We start from the raw sequence: 23,078 nt of genomic DNA on the forward strand, positions 1-23,078 counted from the left end.
CACTGAAAGTGGTCAGATGGCCGTTCCCCCACCAAGGCCATGCCATGGAACCGCTGTCACCGCCCCCTTTGCCCGAACGGATTGACGCGCCTGCCACCGGCCCGCTGCACGGGGCGTTCAAGGCACTGCAGGCCGCGCTCTCCACTGAAATCGTCGGTCAGGCGCTGCTGATCGAGCGGCTGCTGATCGCGCTGCTGGCCGATGGGCACCTGCTGGTGGAAGGGGCGCCCGGGCTGGCCAAGACCACCGCCATCCGCGCGCTGGCCGCCCGGGTCGAGGCCGAATTCGCCCGCGTCCAGTTCACCCCCGACCTGCTGCCGGCGGATCTGACCGGCACCGAGATCTGGCGGGCGCAGGAGTCGCGCTTCGAGTTCCAGCCGGGTCCGATCTTCCACTCCCTGCTGCTGGCCGACGAAATCAACCGTGCACCGGCCAAGGTGCAGTCGGCGCTGTTGGAGGCGATGGCCGAGCGCCAGGTCACCGTCGGTCGCCACACCTATGCATTGCCGCGCCTGTTCCTGGTGATGGCGACGCAGAACCCGATCGAGCAGGAAGGCACCTTCCCGCTGCCCGAAGCGCAACTCGACCGCTTCCTCATGCACGTGCGCATCGGTTATCCCGATGCCGCCAGCGAGACCGAAATCCTCCGCCTCAACCGAGAGCAGGCCTTGGCGAGCAACGCCGACCGCGCGCCCATCGAGCACATCCGCATTCCACAGGCCGATGTGCTGGCCGCCCGACGCGCCGTGCTCGACCTGCACATGGCGCCAGCGCTGGAGCGTTACCTGGTGGAGATCGTGCTGGCCACGCGCGACGCCAGCCGCTATGACCCGCAACTGGCGCGACGCATCGCCTGGGGCGCGAGCCCGCGCGGGTCGATCGCACTGGAGCGTTGCGCCCGTGCGCGCGCATGGCTGGCTGGCCGCGATTTCGTCACCCCCGACGACATCCGTGCGGTCGCGCCGGATGTGCTGCGTCACCGCGTGCTGCCGAGTTTCGAGGCCAGTGCGGAAGGCTGGGATGGCGAACGCCTGGTGCAGGACGTGCTGGCGAAGGTGCCGCACCCGTAAGCCATGGTGCGCGAGGCCGCTCCCGAAGACGCCATCGCACCGACGCTCGCGGCGCTGGTCGCGCTGCGCCAAGCGGTGCAGGGGCGCATGCCGGCGCGGCGCGGACGTCTTGGCGCAAGCGGCATCGCGCTGTCACCGCTGCGTGGTCGCGGTATGGAATACGCGGAATCGCGCGAATACGTGGCCGGTGATGATGCCCGCCACATCGACTGGCGGCTCACCGCGCGCAGTGGCCGTGCGCACACCAAGCTGTTCCAGGCCGAGCGCGACCGACTCACCCTGATCGTCGCCGACACATCGCCGGCGCTGTATTTCGGCACCCGCGTGCGCTTCAAATCGGTGCAGGCCGCGCGTGCCGGTGCGGTGGCAGCGTGGGCAGCGTTGCGCGATGGCGACCGCATCGCGGCGCTGCGCGGCTCGCTGCGTGAGCCGCCGATCGCACCCGCTGGCGGGATGAAGGCAGCGATGCGCGTGCTTGAAACCCTGCGCCGCTGGTACACCGCGCCGCCCGATGACGACGCCGGGCTGCCGGTCGCCATCGACCATGCATTGCGTGTTTCGCGGCCGGGCACGCGGATCGTGCTGTTGGCGGAACCGGCGAGCATCCTCGCGGTCGAGCCCGCGCGCTGGGCCGCGCTGTCGCGCCACAACGAAGTAATCGCGCTGCTGCTCACCGACACGTTCGAGCAGCAACCACCTTCGGCACGCCTGCCGTTCGCCACGGCGGGGTCGCGCATCGAACTCGACCTGGCCGGCAAGGCGCAGCGCGCGCAGTGGTCGAAGGATTTTTCGATGCCGCTTGATGAGGCGACGGCGTTGCTCAAGGCGCGCGGCATCCGTGCCATCGAACTGCCGGCGGACGCCGACAGTGCATCCTGGTTGCCGGCGCCGCGTCGGCGCGAGGTGGCCTGATGCAGCCCGCACCCGACATCGTCCTCCGCGACATCCATCGCGTGCCGCCGCCGTCGTGGTGGCCGCCGGCGCCGGGCTGGTGGATCGTGTTCGCGCTCGTCGTCATCGCAGGTATTGCGATGGCCTGGTGGATGCGACGCCGGCGTCGTCATCGCCAAGCCATCGAAGCGCTGTTCGATGAGGCGATGGGTGAAGCCGGCGATGGGCCCGCTCAGGTCGCGGCGATGTCATCGCTGCTGCGTCGCGCCGCGCGTCGTCATCGCGATGATGCCGATGTGCTGGATGACGCCGCGTGGCTCGCCGCGCTGGACGAAGGGGCCAAGACGCCCTTGTTCCAGTCCAACATCGGCAGGCTGATGCTCGAAGGCGGCTATCGCCGCGACATCGACCCGCATGATCTGGACGTGTTGCGCACTGCCGCGCGCACGCGCTTCCTGCAGTGGATGGGCGCGGCGAAGTGAGCGCGTTGTGGTCGTCCCTGCTCGAATATTTCGCCTGGCCGTGGATGCTGGCCGCGTTGCCGCTGCCGCTGCTCGCATGGTGGTGGTTGCCGGCGCGTCGCGACAGTGGAGCACCCGCGTTGAAGCTGCCGCAGGCGGAGTCACGCCTGCATGCGGTGCCCGGTGTTGCCGGCAGCGGGCGGATGCGTGGCCTCAACGTGCTCGCGCTGCTGGCATGGGCGCTGCTGTGCATCGCCGCCGCGCGACCGCAGACGCTGGGTCCCGCGCAGGCGCCGCCGCAGAGCGGGCGCGACCTGATGCTCGCCGTCGATCTCTCCGGCAGCATGGAAGAGCCGGACATGGAACTGGGCGGGCAGGCCGTCGACCGCCTCACCGCGGCGAAAGCCGTGCTGGCGGACTTCCTTGATCGCCGCGCCAGTGATCGCATCGGCCTGATCGTGTTCGGCCAGCGCGCCTATGCGGTGTCGCCACTGACGCTCGACCGCGAGAGCGTGCGCCGGCAGTTGCGCGATGCGATGGTCGGCATGGCCGGACGCGAGACCGCCATCGGTGACTCCATCGGTCTGGCGGTGAAGCGCCTGCGTGCGCAGCCGGCCGAGCATCGCGTGTTGATCCTGCTCACCGATGGTGAGAACACCGCCGGTACGCTGACGCCACAGAAAGCCGCCGAATTGGCGCAGGCCGAACACGTGCGCATCCACGCCATCGCGTTCGGCGGCGAGGGCGCGAGCATGTCGATGTTCGGCATGCGGATCCCGGTGCCGGGCATGCAGGACGGCATCGACGAAGACACGCTGCGCGAAGTGGCGGCGACCACGGGCGGCCGGTTCTTCCGCGCCCGCGACACGCGCTCGTTGGCCGACATCTATACCGAGATCGACAAGCTCGAGCCGGTGAAGCGCGAAGGCCGCGTGGTGCGCCCGCGCATCGAACACTACTGGCGCTGGCTGCTCGCTGCGATGGCGGTGGCGATGCTCGCCGCTGCATGGTCACGGTTGCGGAGGCGCACATGAGCCTCGATGCGCTGTCGCTGCATTTCGTCCGCCCGGAATGGTTGTGGCTGTTGCTGGCCTTGCCGCTGGCATGGTTGTGGATGCGCCGTCGCAACGCGCGCGTGGATGTCTGGAAAGGCCGCATCGACCCGCATCTGCGCCCGCATGTGCTCGAGGGGGGGGGGCGTGGTGATCATCGCGAAACGCGCTGGCCCTGGCTGTTGGCACTCGCGCTCGCGGTACTGGCTTTGGCGGGGCCGGCGTGGCGGCAACAGCCGCAGCCGCTGTGGCAGAACGGCCGTGCGTTGGTGGTCGCGCTCGACCTCTCCAGCGCGACGAACGCGCGCGATCTGCCGCCCTCGCGCCTGTTGCAGGCGCGCGCCAAGCTGCGGCAATTGCTGGACGCGCGGCCCGATGGCCTGGTGGGCTTGGTCGCGTATGCCGACGATGCGCACGCGGTCACGCCACTCACCGAGGATGGCGCGAACGTCGCGCTCTTCATCGACTCGCTGGCGCCCGAGATCATGCCGGTCGATGGCCAGGATCCAGCGCGCGCCATCGCGTTCTCCACGCAATTGATGCAGCAGGGCGGCGCGACACGCGGCGACATCGTGCTGATCACCGACCATGCGGATGGCGATGCGACGGCCGCGGCGCGCAAGGCGATGGCTGCGGGATTTCGGGTGTCGGCGATCGGGCTTGGCAGCGCGCAGGGCGGCGAAGTGCGTGGCCGCGATGGCGATGTGCAGCGGGTGAAGCTGGATGCGGCCTCGTTGCGGGCGATGGCGACTGCCGGTGGTGGCCGATACGCGGAACTCAGCGCCGACGACAGTGACCTGCGCGCGCTTGGGCTGCTGGATGCGGGGGATGGCGATGCCGGTGCGGTGCGCGGCAAGCGCGGCCTGGCCTGGCAGGACGATGGGTATTGGCTGCTGCTGCCGCTGATGCTGCTCTCGCTGTGGGCATTCCGGCGGCGTGGCGCAGTGGCGGTGCTGGCGTTCGTGTTGATGGTAGGCGTGATGTCGCCGCATCCGGCGTTCGCGCAGGATGCGGGCGAAGCAGGCGGCTGGTGGCTGCGTGCCGACCAGCAGCAGCATCGTGCGATGGAGGCGGGTGACCGCGCCTATCGCGCCGGAAAGTTCGACGAGGCCGCGCAGGCCTACGCCCGCGTGCCGGGTGCCGAAGCGCAGTACAACCGCGGCAATGCGCTGGCCAAGGCCGGGCGCTACGACGAAGCCATCGCCGCCTACGACCGCGCCCTCGCCGCCAACCCGAAGCTGCCTGATGCGCGCGAGAACCGTGCCGCAGTGGAGAAAGCCCAGGCGCGTCAGCGCCAGCAGAAACAGGACGGCAAGCAGAACGGGCAAGGGAAGGATGGCAAGCAGCAGGACCAGAAGCCGGGCCGGCAACAGCAACAGCAACAGCAACAGCAACAGCAACAGCAACAGCAACAGCAACAGCAACAGCAACAGCAACAGCAACAGCAACAGCAACAGCAACAGCAACAGCAACAGCAACAGCAACAGCAACAGCAACAGCAACAGCAACAGCAACAGCAACAGCAACCCAAACCCGGCCAACCACAATCCCGCGACGCGCAGGGCAACCCGCGCAACGGCCAGCCGCAGCCATCGCCGAGCAAGCCTGGGAATGCAGCCGCCCAGCGCGCCGCCGAGCAGGCCCAGCGCGAGCGCATGCAGCGGGAATTCGCCGCGCAGGCCCGTGCAGGTCAGAAACCGGCATCGCAAGCAAAGGGCAAGGCAACCGTCGCCATCGAATCGGCCGCCGAGCGTGAAAAGCGCGAAGCCGTCGATGCCTGGCTGCGCCGTGTGCCGGATACCCCGGGTGACTGGCTGCGGCAGAAGTTCTGGATCGAACACCAGCGCCGTCGCATGGGAGAGGACTGGTGAGCCTCGCGCGGCGTTGCTGCATGCTGCTGCTCGGCCTGGTGCTGGCGTGGCCGGCGCTGGCCGATACCCGCGTCACCCTCTCGCGTGATGCCGTCGCGCTGGGTGATGCGGTGACGCTGAGCATCGAGACCGACCAGCCCATCGCATCGCCCGACCTTGCGCCGCTGCGCAATGATTTCGAAGTCGGCGGCATCGACAGCGCGCGCCAGCTCAGCATCGAGAACGGCGGCCTGCGCACCTCGCAGACATTGCGCGTGCAACTGCGCCCGCGCCGCGCCGGCATGCTGCGTATTCCCGCGCTCGCCATCGGCAACCAGCGCACCGCGCCGCTGCTGCTGGAGGTGACGCAGGGTGCATCGCCGAGCGCACCCGCGCGGGCCAGCACCGCGTCCACGCAGGCGGGCGGCCCTGTCTTCATCGACACCGTGTTCGACGACGACACGCCCTACGTGCAGCAGGCGGTCGGCGTCACCGTGCGCCTGCATTACGCCATCGATCTCTACAACGGCGAGTTCCGCCAGCCCGAACCGGCCAGCGGCGGCAGTCTGCAACCGGTCGGCAGCGATGCGCGCAGCGTGCAGGTGGTCGGTGGCCGCCAGTACCAGGTGCTCGAACGCCACTACCTGCTGGTGCCGGAGCGCAGTGGCCTGCTGCGCTTGCCGCGCGCGAGTTTCAACGGCGAGGCCTCGGGCGATTTCATCGACGGGCTGTTCGGCGATGCGCGGGAATCGGTTTCCGCGCAGGCGCCGGCGCGCACGCTGAAGGTACGGCCGATCCCTGCCAACGCCGCACAGCCGTGGCTGCCCGCGCGCAGCGTGACGATGCGGGTGCCTTCGCCGCCCAGGCAGGCCCGCGCCGGCGAGGCCTTCGATGTCGTGGTCGAGCTGCGTGCCGATGGCGCGACCGCCGCACAGTTGCCCGAGCTCACGCTGACCGGTGACGGTGCGCAGATATTTCCCGAGCCCGCGCAGCCGGCGGAGAACTTCGCCAGCGGGCGGCCGCAGGTGTTGCTGACGCGGCGTTTCTCGATCGTGCCGCAGCACGCGGGCACGTTGCGGTTGCAGATCGCGCCGGTGGATTGGTGGGATGTCGCGGCGGATGCACTGCGGCGCGCCCAGGTGCCGGAGATGACGGTGCGGGTCGCGCCCGGGCTGGGCCGTTACGCCGCGCCGGCCCCCCCATCGACGCAGGCCGATTCAACCAAGTCATCCGCAACCGATGCGCCCAGTCGATGGTCGTTCGGCAATCGCATGATGTGGCCGGCCTTCGCCGCGCTCACGCTGTTGATGGCCGCGGCGCTGGTCTGGATGCTGCGGCGTCGTGCGCATGGCGGAAGGGATGATGAAGCGACATCCCCCGCACCCGCGGACACGCACACCGCACGCGATGCACCCGCCTCGTCATCCCCCATCCACAAGCCCGACCAGGGCCGCATCGCCGCCGAAGCCGCGCGGCATGCGAAGGATTTCCGCCGCGCCATCGAGACCGGCGACCTGGCCGCCGTCGCCCGCACGTTGCCGCAGCTGGCGACCCCCGCCGTCGCCACGCTGGCCGAGGCGCGCGCACGGCTGGCCGATCCGGCGCAGGCCGAAGCCACATCGCAACTGGAGCGCGCGCTCTGGGGCGATGGCGATGCGGAAGCCGTGCGCCGGCAATTGAAGCGCGCATTCACACGTGGCCCGTCGTGGCGAACGCCGGGCAAGGCGCCGAAGCCCTTGCTGCCGCCGCTGTATCCGGAGCGCTGAGGCGCGGAAACCCGATTTGCTAAGCTCCCGGCCTCACTCCGGGGGCCGCATGAACAACGACGCCACGCAGAAAAAACGCCTGCCCTTGCACTGGAAGATGGCGATCGGTTTCGCCGCCGGCCTGGTGCTGGGCCTGATCGCGCATGCGCTCGGCGGTGCCGACCTGCCGTGGGTGAAGGCGCTGACCGACTACGTCACCCAGCCCGTCGGCACGCTGTTCCTGCGGCTCATCTTCATGCTGGTGATCCCGCTGCTGTTCTCGGCGCTGGTGATGGGCGTGGCCGAGATGGGCGATGTGCGCGCGCTCGGGCGCGTGGGCTGGAAGACGCTGGGCTACACCATCATCGCGAGCGGCATCGCGGTGCTGCTGGGCCTGGTGCTGGTCAATGTATTGAAGCCGGGCGCGGGCGTGGACCCGGTGGCCGCGCAGCAGATGCTGGCGCAGGGCTCCGAACGCGCCAGCGCGATCGTCGGCAGCAGCAGCGAGCAGCCGAAGGGCCTCGACATGCTGGTGTCGATCGTGCCGGACAACGTGGTCAAGGCCGCCGCCGAGAACACCATCCTCGCCGTCATGTTCTTCGCGCTGATGCTCGGCATCGGCCTGGTGCTGACGCGCAGCAAGGCCACGCAGACGCTGCTGTCCGGCATCCAGGGCCTGTTCGAGGTGTCGATGACGCTGATCGGCCTGGTCATCCGCCTCGCGCCGTACGCGGTGTTCTGCTTCATGTTCAACCTGGCCGCGCTGTTCGGCTGGGACCTGCTGCGCTCGCTCGGCGCCTATGTCGGCGTGGTCGTGCTGGCGTTGGCGATCCACATGTTCGTGGTCTATTCGCTGATGCTGAAGTTCCTCGGCGGCTGGTCGCCGGCACGGTTCTTCAAGGGCTCGCAGGAAGCGATGGTGATGGCGTTCTCCACCGCCTCCAGCAACGCGACGTTGCCGGTCTCGCTGCGCGTGGCGGAAGACAAGCTCAAGCTGCCGCGCAAGATCTCGCGCTTCGTGCTCACGGTCGGTGCCACCGCCAACCAGAATGGCACGGCGCTGTTCGAAGGCGTGACGGTGCTGTTCCTCGCCCAGTTCTTCGGCGTGGACCTGACGCTGATGCAGCAGGTGACGGTGATGTTCGTCTGCATCCTCGGTGGCATCGGCACCGCCGGCGTGCCGGCCGGCTCGCTGCCGGTGGTGGCGTTGATCTGCGGGATGGTGGGCGTGCCGCCGGAAGGCATCGGCCTGATCCTCGGCGTGGACCGCTTCCTCGACATGTGCCGCACCACGCTCAACGTGACCGGCGACCTGATGCTGGCCGCGGTGGTGTCGAAGGGCGAGAACGACGACGCGGTGCCGGAATCGGCGCTGGAGGACCTGGGCTGACGCAAACCCGCGCGTGCCGGGGTCGGCCCGGCGGATCGGGTGTGGGACAATGGGCCGCCCCGGTCCGCGGGCGTCTTCCCCACGAAAATCATGACGCAGCCCAGCCGCCGCGATCTCGCCAACGCGCTCCGCTTCCTCGCCATCGATGCCGTGCAAGCAGCCAATTCCGGGCATCCGGGCATGCCGATGGGCATGGCCGACATCGCCGAAGTGCTGTGGCGCGACCATCACCGCCACAACCCGGCCAACCCGAAGTGGCTCAACCGCGACCGCTTCATCCTCAGCAACGGCCATGGCTCGATGCTGCAGTACGGCCTGCTGCACCTGGCCGGCTATGACCTCTCCATCGACGACCTGAAGGCCTTCCGCCAGTTCGAATCGAAGACGCCGGGCCACCCCGAGAACTTCATGACGCCGGGCGTGGAAACCACCACCGGCCCACTGGGGCAGGGTCTCGCCAATGCGGTCGGCATGGCGCTGGCCGAGAAGCTGCTGGCGCGTCGCTTCAACCGCGAAGGTTTCGATGTCGTCGACCACCGCACCTGGGTGTTCATGGGCGACGGCTGCCTGATGGAAGGCGTCTCGCACGAGGTCGCCTCGCTCGCCGGCACGTGGAAGTTGAACAAGCTGGTCGCGTTCTGGGACGACAACAGCATCAGCATCGACGGCAACGTGCAGGGCTGGTTCACCGACGACACGCCGGCGCGCTTCGAGGCCTACGGCTGGACCGTGGTGCGCAACGTCAACGGCCACGATCCGAAGGAGATCGAGACCGCCATCCAGACCGCGCTCAAGTCCGAGAAGCCGGTGCTGATCTGCTGCCGCACGACCATCGGTTTCGGGTCACCCAACAAGGCCGGCAAGGAATCCAGCCACGGCGCGCCGCTAAGGACGAGATCGCGCTGACCCGCGAAGGGCTGGAATGGAAGTACGCGCCGTTCGAGATCCCCGCGGAGATCGCGTCCGCGTGGAACGCGCGCGAAGCCGGCGCGAAGCACGAGGCCGACTGGCAGGCGCTGTTCGACGCCTACGCGCAGGCGCACCCGGAACTGGCCGCGGAATACAGCCGCCGCATGGCCGGCGAACTGCCGCAGGGTTTCGCCGGCGAGGCCGATGCCTATATCGCCAAATTGCAGGAGGAACGGCCCGGTCGTCGCCAGCCGCAAGGCCTCGCAGATGGCGATCGAAGCCTTCGCGCCGCACCTGCCGGAACTGGTCGGCGGCTCGGCGGACCTGGCGCATTCCAACCTGACGCTGTGGAGCGGCAGCAAGGATGCGAACGGTGACGACGCCAACGCCAACTACATCTATTTCGGCGTGCGCGAGTTCGGCATGACCGCGATCAGCAACGGCATGACGCTGCACGGCGGCTTCATCCCCTACGACGCCACCTTCCTGGTCTTCAGCGACTACGCGCGCAACGCCGTGCGCATGAGCGCGCTGATGGGCGCGCATGCCGTGCACGTGTACACCCACGACTCCATCGGCCTGGGCGAGGACGGCCCGACCCACCAGCCCATCGAACACCTCGCATCCCTGCGCTATATCCCGAACAACGATGTCTGGCGCCCGTGCGACGCGGTGGAATCGGCGGTGAGCTGGCGCGCCGCCATCGAGCGCAAGGACGGCCCGAGCTGCCTGGTCTTCAGCCGCCAGAACCTGGCCCACCAGCCGCGCGACGGCGAGCAGCTGCGCAACATCGCGCGCGGCGGCTACGTGCTGAAGGACAGCGTGGGCGCGCCGCAGATCATCCTCATCGCCACCGGTTCCGAAGTGGATCTGGCGATGCAGGCCGCCGCCCAGCTGGGCGAGGGCGTGCGCGTGGTGTCGATGCCGTCCACCGACGTCTTCGACCGCCAGGACGCCGGCTACCGCGAAGCCGTGCTGCCCAACGCCTGCCGCAAGCGCGTCGCCATCGAAGCCGGCACCGCCGACTTCTGGCGCAAGTACGTGGGGCTGGATGGCGCGGTCGTCGGCATGCATGGCTATGGCGCATCCGCGCCGGCCGACGCGCTGTTCAAGCACTTCGGTTTCAGCGTGGACGCGGTGGTGCAGGCGGCGCGCGCGCTGGGCTGAGCCGGCTTCGCATCGCCACTTCGAAACGGCACCTGCGGGTGCCGTTTTCCTTTTCGACGCCGGACGCTTGACATCGAAAATTTACAGCTGTAATTTCAATTCAAATTACGGATGTAAACAATGCAGATCAGCGAAGCCGAATCGGTGGTGATGGAAATCCTCTGGGCGCGCCACCCGCGCACGTCCGAGGAGGTGGTGGCCGCCCTGGCCGATGCCCAGGACTGGCAGGAAGCCACCATCAAGACCCTGCTCAACCGCCTGCTCAACAAGGGCGCGATCAATGCCGAGCGCGATGGCCGCCGCTACCTGTACGCGCCGGTGCTGCGGCGCGAGGACTGGGTGCTGGAAGAAAGCGGCAGCCTGCTCGACCGCCTGTTCGATGGCCGGGTCGCGCCGCTGGTCGCGCATTTCTCGCAACACAAGAAACTGTCGAAGGCCGATGTCGCCGAACTGCGGCGGCTGATCGAGGAGCTGGGCGATGGACGCGACTGACCTGCTGTCGAAACTCTGGCTGGCCACCTGGACCAGCAGCGCGGCGATGCTCGCCGTCTGCCTGCTGCGCGCGCCGGTGCGCCGCCATTTCGGGGCCGGCGCCGCCTACGGGCTGTGGTGGCTGGTGCCGGCGGCACTCTTGGCCAACCTGTTGCCGGGCCGCACCCGCGTCATCGACCTGCCGACCGTGCTGCAGGCCCCGTCCAGGATCGAGGCCGCGCCCTTCGCCGCCGTCGATCTGCCGACGGGCTGGGATGTCGAACCGTGGCTGCTCGCCGCGTGGGCGCTGGGTGCGTGCGCATTGGCGGCCTGGTTCCATTGGCAACAGACGCGCTTCGAGCGCGGGCTGGGCCGGCTGGAATGCGTCGATGCCGATGCACGGCTGTGGCGTGCCGAACATGCGGCCGGGCTGCCGGCGCTGGTGGGGCTGTGGCGGCCGGTGATCGTGCTGCCGGCCGACATCGGCGAACGCTTCGATGCCCGCCAGCGCGAGCTGATGGTCCTGCACGAGCGCATCCACCTGCGTCGTGGCGACGCCTGGATCAATGCCTTCGCCGCGCTGCTCCGCGCCCTGTTCTGGTTCAACCCGCTGGCCCACCTGTGCGCCAGCCGCCTGCGCCACGACCAGGAGCTGGCCTGCGACGCCCGCATCCTGGCCGCCCAACCCGGCAGCGCGCGGCCCTACGCCGAAGCGATGCTGAAGGCGCAGGCCATCGCCCATCCCTTGCCCCTCGGTTGTCACTGGGGCGCGACCCATCCCCTGAAGGAACGCATCATGCAGATGACGCAGAAAATGCCCGCCCGCGGCTGGCAACGTGCCGGCGTGGCGCTGGTCGTGGCCGGTATCGCGGCCACCGGTTTCGCGGCCTGGTCGGCGCAGCCCGAACGCTTCGTGATGGCGCCGGCCAAACAGTCGCAGGCGCAGCCCCCGGCGGTCGCGGTGATGCCGCGCACGCGCTCGGTGCAGGTCTCGCAGTCATCCGACAGGCCGGCCGACATCGAACTGGCCATACAGCTGCAGGTCGATGGCGGCAAGCCGAGCGAACTGGTGATCGCCACCGCCGCCAATCAATCCTTCACCGCGACCACCGGCAGCGCCTCGGGCCAACTCACCCTGCAGGGCCGCGTGGAACCGGTGACTCACCAGGGCCAGCCGGCCTACCGCACTTCGCTGCAGCTGTTCCGCAATGGCACCGCGCAGCCGCTGGCGAACCCGGTGTTGATCGTGAGTCCGGGCAAGGAGGCGCGCGTGCAGGTGGGTGAGGAAGTACGAGGCGGCGGCTTCAAGGGCATCGACCTGCACCTGCGCGTCGGGCCGTTGAGCGCCGAAACGCGCGGGGTGATCGATGAAGCCGAAAAGGCCGCGGCCGAAGCCGGACGCGCCGCCGACGAAGCCGCCCGTGACGCCGAGGCCGCCGCCCGCGATGCCGCCGCCGCCGCGGAGGAAGCCAGCCGCCACGCCGAGCTCGCCGCCGGGCAGGCCGAGCGCGACGCACGGCACGCCGCCGACGAGGCCATGAGCGATGCCGAACAGGCCGCCCGCGAAGCCGAAGCGCAGGCCCGCGAGGCCGAGCGCGCGGCACGTGATGCGGCCCGCCGTGCCCAGGCCGGCACATCGCTCCACTTCAATGTCGTGCCGGCGCCGCCGGTGCCGCCGTCACCGCCGGCCGTGCCGCGCATGCCGGCCCCTGTGCCCGCCGTCGCGCCGCCCGCGTCCCCGTCGCCCCCGCGTGTCCCCACCATGGCGCGCATGCCCGCGCCCCCCGCGTTGCCCGCGCCGCCGGCCCCGCCGCATGCGGCCGCTTCGGTGGACAGCTACCCGTCCGCGATCAAGGCCGGTGGCCGCGCGGCCAGCAGTGCGGAGATCAGCCGCTACAAGCTGGCGAACGGCTACCGCTGGGTGCGTGTCGACGGCATCGCGCGGCCGGGCCTGCACATCGAAAGCACTGTCTTCGTGATGCCGGACGGCCACGCCAAGGGCCCGATGTTCGCCGGCTTCGATCGCTGATCCCGCACGCGACGGCGCTCAGCGAGCGTCGCGCGTGCCCGCCTGCAAGGCCTTCGCCAGCAACCGCGCATACAGGCGCTGCTTGAGGCCGCGCGGCGCATCCAGCCCCATCCGCTTCATCGCTTCCTCATCGCGCGTGCCGCCGGCGGTGAACAGCGCGGAAGCCACGGCGCGCAGCTTGCCCACGGGCGTGGCGGTGGCGGACTTCAGCCGCGACAGCGCCTTGACCAGCCGCTGCTCGACCTCGGTGAAATCGCTGCCGAGCGGATAGTCGGGCAGGGTGCCGTCGGCGCGGAACGGGGCCAGCGCTTCGCGCACCTGCGCCGCCGTGTTGCGTGACCACGCGTCAGGCGCGCTGAAGCCTTCGTCCAGCTTCAATCCGCGCTTGGCCGCCTCGACCAGTGCCGCCTGGTCGAGGGTGTCGGCGATGCCGCACATCGCCATCACCACATCCTCGTCCACCTTGCCGCGCACGTCGGCGATGCCGTATTCGGTGATGTAGACGTCGCGCAGGTGGCGCGCGATGGTGGTGTGGCCGTAGTCCCAGACGATGTTGCCGTTGACCTTGCCAGCGGATTCGCGGGTGGCGCGCAGCATCAGCACGGAGCGGCCGTCGTCGAGTTCGTGCGCCATCGACACGAAGTTGTACTGACCGCCCACGCCCGAGACGACGCGTCCATCCTCCAGCGCGTCGGAGGTGGCGGCACCGAGCGCGCTGGCCATCATGCAGGTGTTGAAGAAGCGGCCGTCGCGCCGTTGCAGCCGTTCCAGCGCTTCGTTGTCGCGGCTCAGCGCGTTGATCTCGCCGACCGCGCGCATGTCGATGCCGCTGGCCGTCGCTTCATCCAGCCCGCGCAGCCAGTCGTAGAACGCCGGCGAACCCAGGTAGAACGCGCCACGCAGGTAGTCGCCGTGTTCCGCCAGCCGCGCGTGGTCGCCGGCTGACGCGCTGCCCTCGGCGATGCGCTGCATCAGCGGCAGGTCGTCCAGCACCCGGCGCTTCAGCACGCCGCGCTCGGCCAGCACGCGGAAGCCCTCGTTGATCATCTCGCTGCAGCCGTACAGCCCGTGCTCGAACGGATCGAGCCCGCCCCAGCGCTGCACCAGCGGATGCGTGTCGATGCCGGGATCCAGCGCACGCAGCACCGCACGGTATCTGGCGTTGTCGGTGTGGCGCAGCACCAGCGCGTGCGAGAGCGCGTCGGCCAGCGCGCCGATGCCGATCTGCAGCGTGCCGCCATCGCGCACCAGCGTGCTGGCGTACAGGCCGATGGCGTGGTCGATGTCGCCCACCGGCTGCCGCGGCAGCGCGAACAGCTTCGGCGGCGATGCCGGTGCTTCCACCACGAGGTCGAAGAAGCCGGCATCGACCAACGCGTGCTGGCCGATCCACGGCAGCATCGGGTCGATCTCCGCCACCATCAGCGGCCGAGGCAAGCCGGCGCGCGCCAGCGCCGCGAGCGTGTCGGTGGTGAGGTCGGTGTTGGACGACAGCGACAGCCGCGCATCGCCTTCGCGCGCGGCCACCCGCTGCACGATGCAGTTGATGCCGCGGTCGGCCAGCGCATCGGCCACCTGGGTGTAGTTGAGGCTGGCGTAGCGGCGTTGTGCCTGCCGCGAATGCAGCATGGCGCCGGACTGGAAGTAGAACTCCTCGACCTCGATGTTGGCCGGGAGCGCGTCGCGCCGCATCGCCGACACGTACTTCAGGCGTGGATAGTCCTGGCCGTAGAGGCGCTCGACGAACGGCGCCAGGAAGCGCTTCTCCAGATCGCTGCCGCCGCCGGGCGGGTCCAGCGACAGCGCGGTGTAGAGATGCAGGGCGCGCTCGGCATGGGCGGTGCAGTGGTCGTACAACGCGTTGACCAGCCGGTTGGGCTTGCCGAGACCGAGCGGCGTGGCGATGCGGAGCGGGCCTTCAATGCGCGCCAGCAGCGCGGTGACGGCCTGTTCGAGGGAGAGGAGCGAAGCGTGCATCCGGCGAGGATACGCGTGCGCACGGTCAGAGGGTGTCGAGCGGGATCCTGAGGAAGCGGGTGCCGTTGGATTCCGGCGCCGGCAACGCGCCGGCGCGGATATTCACCTGCACCGCGGGCAGGATCAGCTTCGGCATGTCGAGCGTGGCATCGCGGGCTTCGCGCAGGGCGACGAAGTCGGCTTCCGGCGTATCCGCGCGGACGTGGATGTTGGCGCGCTTCTGCTCGCCGATGCGGGTCTCGCAGGCATGCGCGCGTCCGCCGGGCGCGTAGTCGTGGCAGACGAAGACGCGGGTCGCGTCCGGCAGCGCATAGAGGCGCTGGATCGAGCGGTACAGCGTGGCCGCATCGCCACCCGGGAAATCGCAGCGCGCGGTGCCGCCGTCGGGCATGAACAGCGAGTCGCCGGTGAACAGTGCATCGCCGATCAGGAAGGCGTTGCTGTCGCTGGTGTGGCCCGGCACGGCGATGACGCGCGCTTCCAGCCCGCCGATGGCGAAGCGCTCGCCGTCATCGAACAGGTGGTCGAACTGCGAGCCATCCACCGCGAAATCGGCGCCCAGGTGGTAGATCGCGCGGAAGGTGTCCTGGACACGGGTGATGCCGCGACCGATGGCGATGCGAGCAGCGGGGAAATGGGCGTGCTTCAACCAGTGCGCGGCAGAGAGATGGTCGGCGTGGGCGTGGGTTTCCAGCAGCCAGTCCACGCTCAGTGCGTGGGCGGCCACGTAGTCCACGAGCGCCTGCGCGCTGGCGGTTGAGGTGCGTGCGGCGGCCGCGTCGTAGTCGAGTACCGGGTCGATGATCGCGGCAGCGCAGGTCGCCGGATCGTGCACCACGTAGCTCCAGGTGCTGCTGTCGGCGTGGAGGAAAGGCTGGACGTGCGGCTGCTGATCCATCGATCGATGCCTCGTGCAGGCCTGCTCAGCAGGCGGGCGCTGGGCCGCAGTAGATCCCGTGCAGGGTCGCCAGGATCTGCTGCGCCGGACCTTCGGCCAGTGCGTAGTAGATGGTCTGCGCCTCGCGGCGGGTGGTGACCAGGCCTTCGTCGCGCAGCACGGCCAGGTGCTGGGAAAGCGCCGATTGGCTCAGGTCGACCCGGGCGTTGAGTTCGCCCACCGAGCATTCGCCTTCCACCAGCTGGCACAGCAGCAGCAGGCGCTTCTCGTTGGCCAGCGCCTTCAGCACGCGGCTGGCATCGGCGGCGTGCAGGCGCATCGCTTCGCCATCCATCGGCAGGGCCACGCTCATCGCGTGACCACCGGGAGCCCGGCTTCGCGCCAGGCCTCGATGCCACCGGCGATCGAGCGGACATCGGCGAAGCCCAGCTTCTGCAGGTTGTCGGCGGCGAGTGCCGCGCGGCCACCGGTGCGGCAATACAGCACCAGCGGACGTTCGCGATGTGCCAGCGCCGGGTCGGTCGCGTTGGCCACGGCCGGGTGCGCATCGACCTGGAATTCCAGCACGCCACGCGGGATGTTGATCGCGCCGGGCAGGTGGCCGGTGTCGAACTCGGCGGGCTCGCGCACATCGATCAGCACGGCATCGCCGGCATTGGCGTGGAAGGCCGCCGGGGCGACTTCTCGGATGCGCTGGCGGGCATCGGCCACCAGATCGAAAGCGGTCAGGGCAGGCATCGGCATGTCCTCTCGGTACGGAAGGCCAGAATATCACTTGACACTAATATAAGAAATAGCTAATTTATATTCACTTCAAGTTTGGCGAGGGTGCCATGGCCAGGATCGTGGTGATGGGGGCGGGACTCGGTGGCATGAGCGCGGCCTACGAGGCCCGCGACGTGCTCGGCAAGGACCATGAGGTGGTGCTGGTCGGCAAGGGGCCGACGTTCGGCTTCACCCCGTCGAATCCGTGGCTGGCGGTGGGCTGGCGACAACCTTCCGAGGTCACCTTGCCGGTCGCGGAACACGTCGGCCGGCATGGCATCCGCTTCGTGCCCGAGGGCGTGGACACGATCGACGCAGCCAACGATGCCATCGTCACCGGCGCGGGCGAACGCATCGCCTACGACTACCTGGTCATCGCCACCGGCCCGCGGTTGGCTTTCGAGGAGGTGCCGGGCACCGGTCCGGAAGGCGGCCACACGCAGTCGGTCTGCACCACCGCGCATGCCGCGCACGCCTGGGACGCGTACCAGAAGTTCCTCGAGAATCCGGGCCCGGTCGTGATCGGCGCGGTGCAGGGCGCGAGCTGCTTCGGCCCGGCCTACGAGTTCGCGATGATCGTCGATGCCGACCTGCGCCGGCGAAAGCTGCGCGACCGGGTGCCGATGACCTTCGTCACCAGCGAGCCCTACATCGGCCACATGGGCCTGGGCGGCGTCGGCGACTCGAAGGGCCTGATGGAGTCGGAACTGCGACAGCGCCACATCCGCTGGATCGACAACAGCAAGGTGACCGAAGTCCGCGAAGGCGAGATGGACGTGCTGCCGCACGACGCCAAGGGCCAGCCGCTGGAGGCGCAGGACGTGCCGTTCAAGTTCGCGATGCTGCTGCCGGCGTTCAAGGGCGTGGATGCGGTGGCCGCGGTGGACGGGCTGAACAACCCGCGTGGCTTCGTGATCGTGGACCGGCACCAGCGCAGCCCGAGGTACCCGAAGATCTTCGCCGCCGGCGTGTGCGTGGCGATCCCGCCGGTGGAGGCGACACCGATCCCGACCGGCGCGCCCAAGACCGGCTTCATGATCGAATCGATGGTGACCACGATCGTGCGCAACATCGCCGCCGAACTGAAGGGCGAGACCCCCGACTACGAAGGCACCTGGAACGCAGTCTGCCTGGCCGACATGGGCGACACCGGCGCCGCCTTCGTCGCGCTGCCGCAGATCCCGCCGCGCAACGTCACCTGGACCAAGATCGGGCGCTGGGTGCACCTGGCCAAGATCGGCTTCGAGAAGTACTTCCTCTACAAGATGCGCCACGGCACGTCGGAACCGATCTACGAGAAATACATCCTCGGCCTGCTCGGCATCGAGCGGCTGAAGGACGTCAAGCGTTCGTCCTGAATCCCTTCAACCACTTCAACGGAGAACTTCCATGACCCTCGACCGTGCCGTGCAGGCCTTTGCCGGCGTGATGGTGCTTGTCAGCCTCGCGCTCACGAAATTCGTCCACCCCGGCTTCTTCTGGTTGACCGCCTTCGTCGGCTTCAACCTGTTCCAGTCCGCGTTCACCGGCTTCTGCCCGGCGGCGATGGTGATGCGCAAGCTCGGCATCGGCCGGGGCGATGCCGCGTCCTGCAGCCGCTGACGGACGGACCATGCACCTCGCAAAGATGCTGCTGGCGGGCGCGATGACCGCGCTGCTGCTCACCGCCTGCGCCGACGCCCCGGCACCCGATGCCACGCCGGCGCTGCCGAAGGATTTCGCCACCTTCACCGTCGAAGCCGGCGGCGCGATACCGGGTCGTGGTTGGGAGGGCGTGGTCGAATCGGTGCGCCGCGCCGACCTGGCCGCGCAGACCGCCGGCCGCGTCACCGCGGTGAACGTGGATGTCGATGACCGCGTGGCCGCCGGGCAGGTGCTGCTGCGGATCAGCGCGGTGGAACAGCAGGCCGGCGCGAATACCGCGCGGGCGCAGCTGCGTGCCGCCGAGGCCGCCGCCGCCGAGGCCGAACAGACCTGGCGCCGCTACGCCGCGCTGGGCGGCGGGCAATACGTGTCGAGGCAGCAGGTCGACCAGGCCCGCGCCGCCCGCGATGCCGCCGCCGCCGCCCGCGACGCGGCCCGCGCGCAGGTGGCGCAGGCCGCGCAGCAGGCGGATTACACCGTGGTGCGCGCGCCTTTCGCGGGCGTGGTGGCGCGGCGCGACGTGGAACCCGGCGAGACCATCGCGCCCGGCATGCCGCTGCTGAGCGTGTACGCGCCCGGCGAGCTGCGCATCGAGGTCGCCGTGCCGCAGACGCGCGCCGAGGCGATCCGTCGCGATCCGCGCGCCCGCGTGCGCCTGGGCGACGGGCGCGAGGTGGTGCCGGCCGGCGTGGTGGTGTTTCCCGCCGCCGACCCGCTCAGCCACAGCGTCAACGTGCGCGTCACCTTGCCGGACCTGGCCCCCGTGCCGGCGCCCGGCACCACCGCCAAGGTGGTGTTCGATGCCGATGCGGTGCAGGACGACAACGACCAGCCGCCGCGTGCCGTGCGCATCCCGGTAGATGCCCTCGTGCAGCGCGGCGAGCTGAGCGGCGTCTACGTGGTGCGGGACGGTCGCCTGCTGCTGCGGCAGCTGCGGCTGGGGGCGGCGCGCGCCGGACATGTCGAAGTGATCGCGGGCCTGGACGCGGGGGATGTGGTCGCGCGCGATCCGGTCGCGGCCACACGCGCCATCGCCGCGCAGCGGCAGGCGGCGGCATCGAAATGAGTGCGGCGCGCTTCGGCATTTCAGGGCGACTGGCGGCCGCGTTCCAGTCCAATCCGCTGACGCCCATCCTCGCGATCGTCGGCCTGCTGCTCGGGCTGGCCGCGGTGATGGTCACCCCGCGTGAGGAAGAGCCGCAGATCGACGTGACCATGGCCAACGTCATCGTGCCGTTCCAGGGCGCGGGTGCGCGCGACGTCGAGCAGTGGGTCGCCACGCCGCTGGAGCAGAAGCTCGCCGAGATCGAAGGCGTCAAGCACGTGTACTCGGTGAGTCGCCCCGGCGTGGCGGTGATGACGGTGGAGTTCGAGGTCGGGATCGCGCGGCAGCCGGCGCTGGTGCGGCTCTACAACCAGGTGTTCTCCAACCAGGACTGGATGCCGGCCAACGTCGGCGTCGGCCCGGCCATCGTCAAGCCCAAGGGTATCGATGACGTACCGGTGATGGCGCTGACCTTGTGGAGCGACGATGCCGATGTCGATGCCACGGCGCTCGCGGAAGTCGCGCACACGCTGGAGGCCGAGCTCAAGCGCATCCCGGGCACCCGCGACATCTACACCCTCGGCGCGCCCGAGCGCGTGGTGTCGGTGACGCTGGATGCCGCCGCGCTGTCCGCCTATGGCCTGGCTGCCGGCGAGTTGGCGCAGGCGCTGCAGGCGGCCAACGTGGTGCGGCAGCCGGGCGAGCGCATCGATGCGGCCGCCGGCGCGGTGCCGGTGACGGCCGGCGCTTTCCTGGCCAGTGCCGATGACGTGGCAGGTCTGGTCATCGGCAGCCGCGACGGCAAGCCGCTGCTGCTGTCGGATGTCGCGAAGATCGAATCGCGCGGCGACATCGCCCGCCAGTACGCCTGGCATGGCGCACCGCCCGGTCGCGCGGGCCCGAAGGCCGGCATCGCGCCGGCGGTGACGCTGGCCATCGCCAAGAAGCCCGGCAGCAACGCCGACGACATCACCCGCGCGGTAAGCGCGCGCATCCAACAGTTGCGCGGCGAGCTGATCCCCGACGCCGTGCAGGTGACGGTCACCCGCGACTACGGCGCCACCGCCAGCGACAAGGCGCAGAAGCTGATCCAGAAGCTGGTGTTCGCCACCGCCAGCGTGGTGCTGCTGGTGCTGTTTGCGCTGGGCTGGCGAGAGGCGATCGTGGTCGGCAGCGCGGTGGTGCTGACGCTCGCGGTGACGCTGTTCGCTTCGCGCGTCATGGGCTTCACCCTCAACCGCGTGTCGCTGTTCGCGCTGATCTTCTCGATCGGCATCCTGGTTGATGACGCCATCGTGGTGGTGGAGAACATCCATCGCCACATGGCGCGCGGAGGCAAGTCGCTGCGCGAGGCGATCCCGCCGGCGGTCGATGAGGTCGGCGGGCCGACCATCCTCGCCACCTTCACCGTGATCGCCGCGCTGATGCCGATGGCCTTCGTGTCCGGGCTGATGGGCCCGTACATGCGCCCGATCCCGATCAACGCGTCGGTCGGCATGCTGCTGTCGCTGGCCATCGCGCTGATCGTCACGCCCTGGCTGTCGCTGAAGCTGCTCGCGCGCCACGGTCACGCGGACAGTGGTGCACCCGGCCATGACACCGAAGCGCGGCAGGCCGGGTGGCTGCACCGGCTGTTCGAACGGGTGATGTCGCTCTTCCTGGTCGGTGCGCGCGCGGGCCGCAGGCGCACGCTGCTGTTTGCTTCGATGGCGCTGCTGGTGCTGCTGGCGGCATCGCTCGCGTTGTTCAAGTGGGTCGTGCTGAAGATGCTGCCGTTCGACAACAAGTCGGAAGTGCAGGTGGTGGTCGACATGCCCGAAGGCAGCACGCTGGAGCGGACCAACGCCCTGCTGGCCGAACTCGCGGCCCAGGTCGATGGCGTACCGGAAGTCCTCGACTACCAGGGCTATGCGGGCACCGCCGCGCCGATCAATTTCAACGGGCTGGTGCGACAGTACTTCCTGCGCAGCGGCAACAACGTCGGCGACCTGCAGGTGAACCTGGTCGACAAGCACGTGCGCACGCGCCAGAGCCACGAGATCGCGCGCGCCATGCGCCCGATGCTGGCGGCAACGGGCGCCAGGTACGGCGCATCGGTCAAGGTGGTGGAAGTGCCGCCTGGCCCGCCCGTGCTCTCGCCGCTGGTGGCCGAAGTGTACGGACCGGACTACGCCGGACAGCGTCGCATCGCGCGTGCACTGGCGAAGACGCGTTTCGCGACCACCGACGGCATCGTCGATCTCGATACCAGCGTCGAAACGGACGCGCCGCGTGAACGGATCGTGGTGGATCGCGAACGCGCCGCGCGTCTCGGCGTGGCGCAGGCGGCCATCGCCGATGCGTTGGCGATGGGCGTGTCGGGGCTGGATGCGGGCTTCGTCCACGATGGCGCATCGAAATATCCGCGGCCGATCCGCCTGCGGCTGCCGGCGCAGGACCAGGCGGCCATCGCTTCGCTGCTCGCGCTCAAGGTGCGTGGCGCGCAGGGCCAGCTGGTGCCGTTGTCGGAACTGGTGCGGGTGGACAAGACGCGCTGGGACGGCGCCATCCACCACAAGGACGGCCTGCCGGTCGTCTACGTCACCGCCGACGAGGCCGGTCGGCTCGACAGCCCGCTGTACGGCATGTTCGACATCGTCGGCCAACTGCGCGACCACGCGGTCGATGGCCAGACGCTGGGTCAGACCTTCATCGCCCAGCCCGCCGACACACGCGGCTACGCGGTGAAGTGGGATGGCGAGTGGCAGATCACCTACGAGACCTTCCGCGACATGGGCATCGCCTACGCCGTGGGCATGGTGCTGATCTACTTGCTGGTGGTGGCGCAGTTCCGCGACTACGTGGTGCCGCTGGTGATCATGGCGCCGATCCCGCTGACCGTGATCGGCGTGATGCCGGGCCATGCGCTGCTCGGCGCTCAGTTCACCGCGACCAGCATGATCGGGATGATCGCGCTGGCCGGCATCATCGTGCGCAATTCCATTTTGCTGGTGGATTTCATCCGCGAGGAGATCGCGCGCGGCGTGCCGGTGGTCGAGGCGGTGATCGATGCCTGCGCGGTGCGCGCCAAGCCGATCGTGTTGACCGGGGTAGCCGCGATGATGGGCGCGTTTTTCATCCTCGACGACCCGATCTTCAACGGGCTGGCGATTTCGCTGATCTTCGGCATCCTGGTCAGCACGCTGCTGACGCTGGTGGTCATCCCGCTGCTGTACTTTGTGCTGCTTTCACGGCGTGCCGCCCAAGCTCGTGGGGTTGCCGCCACTGGAGCATCCACATGAGCGAATCGATGATCGTTGCCTGTCCGTCCTGCCACGGCCTCAACCGCGTGCCGCAGGCCCGCCTGGGCGATGCGCCGACCTGCGGCAAATGTGGCCGGGCGTTGTTCGATGCGCACCCGCTGGGGCTGGACGAGGCCGGCTTCCATGCGCACGTCGAGCGCGCCACGCTGCCCGTGCTGGTGGATTTCTGGGCGCCATGGTGCGGGCCGTGCCGGATGATGGCGCCGCAGTTCGAGGCCGCCGCCGCGCAGCTGGAGCCACGCATGCGCCTGGCGAAGGTGGATACCGAGGCGCAGCCGGCGCTCGGCGCGCGTTTCGGCATCCGCAGCATTCCCACGCTGGTGCTGTTCTCGGCGGGCCGCGAGGTGGCCCGTCAGGCCGGCGCGATGTCCGCGCCCGACATCGTGCGCTGGGCGCGCCGGCACGCCTGACC

The 23,078-nt window shown here is 69.5% G+C and carries 18 protein-coding genes and 1 pseudogene; 15 read left to right on the forward strand and 4 right to left on the reverse strand.

All coding sequences use genetic code 11. The features are described 5' to 3' along the window. Positions 1–53 precede the first annotated feature (53 nt). The 10 genes and pseudogenes from DCD74_RS00250 to DCD74_RS00295 all read left to right on the forward strand — a co-directional run bounded on the left by DCD74_RS00250 (position 54) and on the right by DCD74_RS00295 (position 13,035). Complete coding sequence (locus DCD74_RS00250; protein WP_112927579.1) at positions 54–1,070, forward strand: AAA family ATPase; 1,017 nt, start codon at positions 54–56, stop codon at positions 1,068–1,070. Between the two features lie 87 nt (positions 1,071–1,157). Then, positions 1,158–1,982 (forward strand): DUF58 domain-containing protein, encoded by an 825-nt coding sequence (locus tag DCD74_RS00255; RefSeq protein WP_407072216.1) that lies wholly within the window; start codon positions 1,158–1,160, stop codon positions 1,980–1,982. Next, positions 1,982–2,443, forward strand: coding sequence for a DUF4381 family protein (locus DCD74_RS00260; RefSeq protein WP_112925554.1), 462 nt, complete (start codon positions 1,982–1,984; stop codon positions 2,441–2,443). The genes DCD74_RS00255 and DCD74_RS00260 overlap by 1 nt, the downstream gene beginning before the upstream one ends. Before the next feature lie 44 nt (positions 2,444–2,487). Then, on the forward strand, positions 2,488–3,456 hold the full coding sequence (locus DCD74_RS00265) for a vWA domain-containing protein (protein WP_112927580.1): 969 nt from the start codon (positions 2,488–2,490) through the stop codon (positions 3,454–3,456). Then, a complete protein-coding gene (locus DCD74_RS00270; protein ID WP_237049622.1) occupies positions 3,453–5,345 on the forward strand; it encodes a VWA domain-containing protein in 1,893 nt (630 codons plus the stop codon). The genes DCD74_RS00265 and DCD74_RS00270 overlap by 4 nt, the downstream gene beginning before the upstream one ends. Then, positions 5,342–7,090 carry a BatD family protein gene (locus DCD74_RS00275; RefSeq protein ID WP_162615806.1) on the forward strand — a complete coding sequence of 583 codons (1,749 nt, stop codon included), beginning with the start codon at positions 5,342–5,344 and terminating at the stop codon, positions 7,088–7,090. Before DCD74_RS00270 ends, DCD74_RS00275 begins: the two co-directional genes overlap by 4 nt. A 49-nt stretch (positions 7,091–7,139) precedes the next feature. Beyond that, positions 7,140–8,459 (forward strand): dicarboxylate/amino acid:cation symporter, encoded by a 1,320-nt coding sequence (locus DCD74_RS00280; RefSeq protein ID WP_112925557.1) that lies wholly within the window; start codon positions 7,140–7,142, stop codon positions 8,457–8,459. 90 nt (positions 8,460–8,549) lie between these two features. Then, positions 8,550–10,535, forward strand: a pseudogene (gene tkt / locus DCD74_RS00285) (transketolase). Positions 10,536–10,655: 120 nt separating this feature from the next. Continuing rightward, on the forward strand, positions 10,656–11,027 hold the full coding sequence (locus DCD74_RS00290; protein WP_112925558.1) for a BlaI/MecI/CopY family transcriptional regulator: 372 nt from the start codon (positions 10,656–10,658) through the stop codon (positions 11,025–11,027). Further along, positions 11,014–13,035: a M56 family metallopeptidase gene (locus tag DCD74_RS00295; RefSeq protein WP_112925559.1), complete on the forward strand. Its 2,022-nt coding sequence runs from the start codon at positions 11,014–11,016 to the stop codon at positions 13,033–13,035. The genes DCD74_RS00290 and DCD74_RS00295 overlap by 14 nt, the downstream gene beginning before the upstream one ends. An 18-nt stretch (positions 13,036–13,053) precedes the next feature. On the opposite strand, the gene DCD74_RS00300 is transcribed toward DCD74_RS00295, so the two are convergent. From DCD74_RS00300 to DCD74_RS00315, 4 genes are read right to left on the reverse strand one after another with little or no spacing between them, the layout of a single operon-like run. After that, positions 13,054–15,012, reverse strand: coding sequence for an acetyl-CoA hydrolase/transferase C-terminal domain-containing protein (locus tag DCD74_RS00300; protein WP_112925560.1), 1,959 nt, complete (start codon positions 15,010–15,012; stop codon positions 13,054–13,056). Positions 15,013–15,037: 25 nt separating this feature from the next. After that, a complete protein-coding gene (locus tag DCD74_RS00305; RefSeq protein ID WP_112925561.1) occupies positions 15,038–15,910 on the reverse strand; it encodes an MBL fold metallo-hydrolase in 873 nt (290 codons plus the stop codon). A 25-nt stretch (positions 15,911–15,935) separates the two neighbouring features. Next, a complete protein-coding gene (locus DCD74_RS00310; RefSeq protein ID WP_237049623.1) occupies positions 15,936–16,262 on the reverse strand; it encodes an ArsR/SmtB family transcription factor in 327 nt (108 codons plus the stop codon). Further along, the gene (locus DCD74_RS00315; protein WP_112925562.1) at positions 16,259–16,648 is read right to left on the reverse strand and encodes a rhodanese-like domain-containing protein; all 390 of its coding nucleotides are present in this window, start codon (positions 16,646–16,648) and stop codon (positions 16,259–16,261) included. The genes DCD74_RS00310 and DCD74_RS00315 overlap by 4 nt, the downstream gene beginning before the upstream one ends. A 95-nt stretch (positions 16,649–16,743) precedes the next feature. On the opposite strand from DCD74_RS00315, the gene DCD74_RS00320 reads away from it, so the two are divergent. Genes DCD74_RS00320 through trxC form a run of 5 tightly spaced genes read left to right on the forward strand, consistent with a single transcriptional unit; the run spans position 16,744 to position 23,076 of the window. After that, entirely contained in the window at positions 16,744–18,033 is a 1,290-nt protein-coding gene (locus tag DCD74_RS00320; RefSeq protein ID WP_112925563.1) for an NAD(P)/FAD-dependent oxidoreductase, read from the forward strand. Between the two features lie 31 nt (positions 18,034–18,064). Further along, positions 18,065–18,277, forward strand: coding sequence for a YgaP family membrane protein (locus tag DCD74_RS00325; protein WP_112925564.1), 213 nt, complete (start codon positions 18,065–18,067; stop codon positions 18,275–18,277). 10 nt (positions 18,278–18,287) lie between these two features. Further along, a complete protein-coding gene (locus DCD74_RS00330; protein WP_162615807.1) occupies positions 18,288–19,385 on the forward strand; it encodes an efflux RND transporter periplasmic adaptor subunit in 1,098 nt (365 codons plus the stop codon). Beyond that, on the forward strand, positions 19,382–22,645 hold the full coding sequence (locus DCD74_RS00335) for an efflux RND transporter permease subunit (protein ID WP_112925566.1): 3,264 nt from the start codon (positions 19,382–19,384) through the stop codon (positions 22,643–22,645). The genes DCD74_RS00330 and DCD74_RS00335 overlap by 4 nt, the downstream gene beginning before the upstream one ends. Beyond that, entirely contained in the window at positions 22,642–23,076 is a 435-nt protein-coding gene (gene trxC, locus DCD74_RS00340) for a thioredoxin TrxC (protein ID WP_162615808.1), read from the forward strand. The genes DCD74_RS00335 and trxC overlap by 4 nt, the downstream gene beginning before the upstream one ends. Positions 23,077–23,078: the final 2 nt, after the last annotated feature.

Source organism: Lysobacter oculi, from assembly GCF_003293695.1.
GTDB lineage: Bacteria > Pseudomonadota > Gammaproteobacteria > Xanthomonadales > Xanthomonadaceae > Solilutibacter > Solilutibacter oculi.

Coding starts and splice junctions, on each gene's coding strand:
- DCD74_RS00290 (WP_112925558.1), top strand. CDS start 10,656: ATGCAGATCAGCGAAGCCGAATCGGTGGTGATGGAAATCCTCTGGGCG.
- DCD74_RS00255 (WP_407072216.1), top strand. CDS start 1,158: ATGCCGGCGCGGCGCGGACGTCTTGGCGCAAGCGGCATCGCGCTGTCA.
- DCD74_RS00325 (WP_112925564.1), top strand. CDS start 18,065: ATGACCCTCGACCGTGCCGTGCAGGCCTTTGCCGGCGTGATGGTGCTT.
- DCD74_RS00310 (WP_237049623.1), bottom strand. CDS start 16,262: ATGAGCGTGGCCCTGCCGATGGATGGCGAAGCGATGCGCCTGCACGCC.
- DCD74_RS00265 (WP_112927580.1), top strand. CDS start 2,488: ATGCTGGCCGCGTTGCCGCTGCCGCTGCTCGCATGGTGGTGGTTGCCG.
- DCD74_RS00315 (WP_112925562.1), bottom strand. CDS start 16,648: ATGCCTGCCCTGACCGCTTTCGATCTGGTGGCCGATGCCCGCCAGCGC.
- DCD74_RS00300 (WP_112925560.1), bottom strand. CDS start 15,012: ATGCACGCTTCGCTCCTCTCCCTCGAACAGGCCGTCACCGCGCTGCTG.
- DCD74_RS00330 (WP_162615807.1), top strand. CDS start 18,288: ATGCACCTCGCAAAGATGCTGCTGGCGGGCGCGATGACCGCGCTGCTG.
- DCD74_RS00295 (WP_112925559.1), top strand. CDS start 11,014: ATGGACGCGACTGACCTGCTGTCGAAACTCTGGCTGGCCACCTGGACC.
- DCD74_RS00270 (WP_237049622.1), top strand. CDS start 3,453: ATGAGCCTCGATGCGCTGTCGCTGCATTTCGTCCGCCCGGAATGGTTG.
- DCD74_RS00280 (WP_112925557.1), top strand. CDS start 7,140: ATGAACAACGACGCCACGCAGAAAAAACGCCTGCCCTTGCACTGGAAG.
- DCD74_RS00335 (WP_112925566.1), top strand. CDS start 19,382: ATGAGTGCGGCGCGCTTCGGCATTTCAGGGCGACTGGCGGCCGCGTTC.
- DCD74_RS00260 (WP_112925554.1), top strand. CDS start 1,982: ATGCAGCCCGCACCCGACATCGTCCTCCGCGACATCCATCGCGTGCCG.
- DCD74_RS00320 (WP_112925563.1), top strand. CDS start 16,744: ATGGCCAGGATCGTGGTGATGGGGGCGGGACTCGGTGGCATGAGCGCG.
- DCD74_RS00305 (WP_112925561.1), bottom strand. CDS start 15,910: ATGGATCAGCAGCCGCACGTCCAGCCTTTCCTCCACGCCGACAGCAGC.
- trxC (WP_162615808.1), top strand. CDS start 22,642: ATGAGCGAATCGATGATCGTTGCCTGTCCGTCCTGCCACGGCCTCAAC.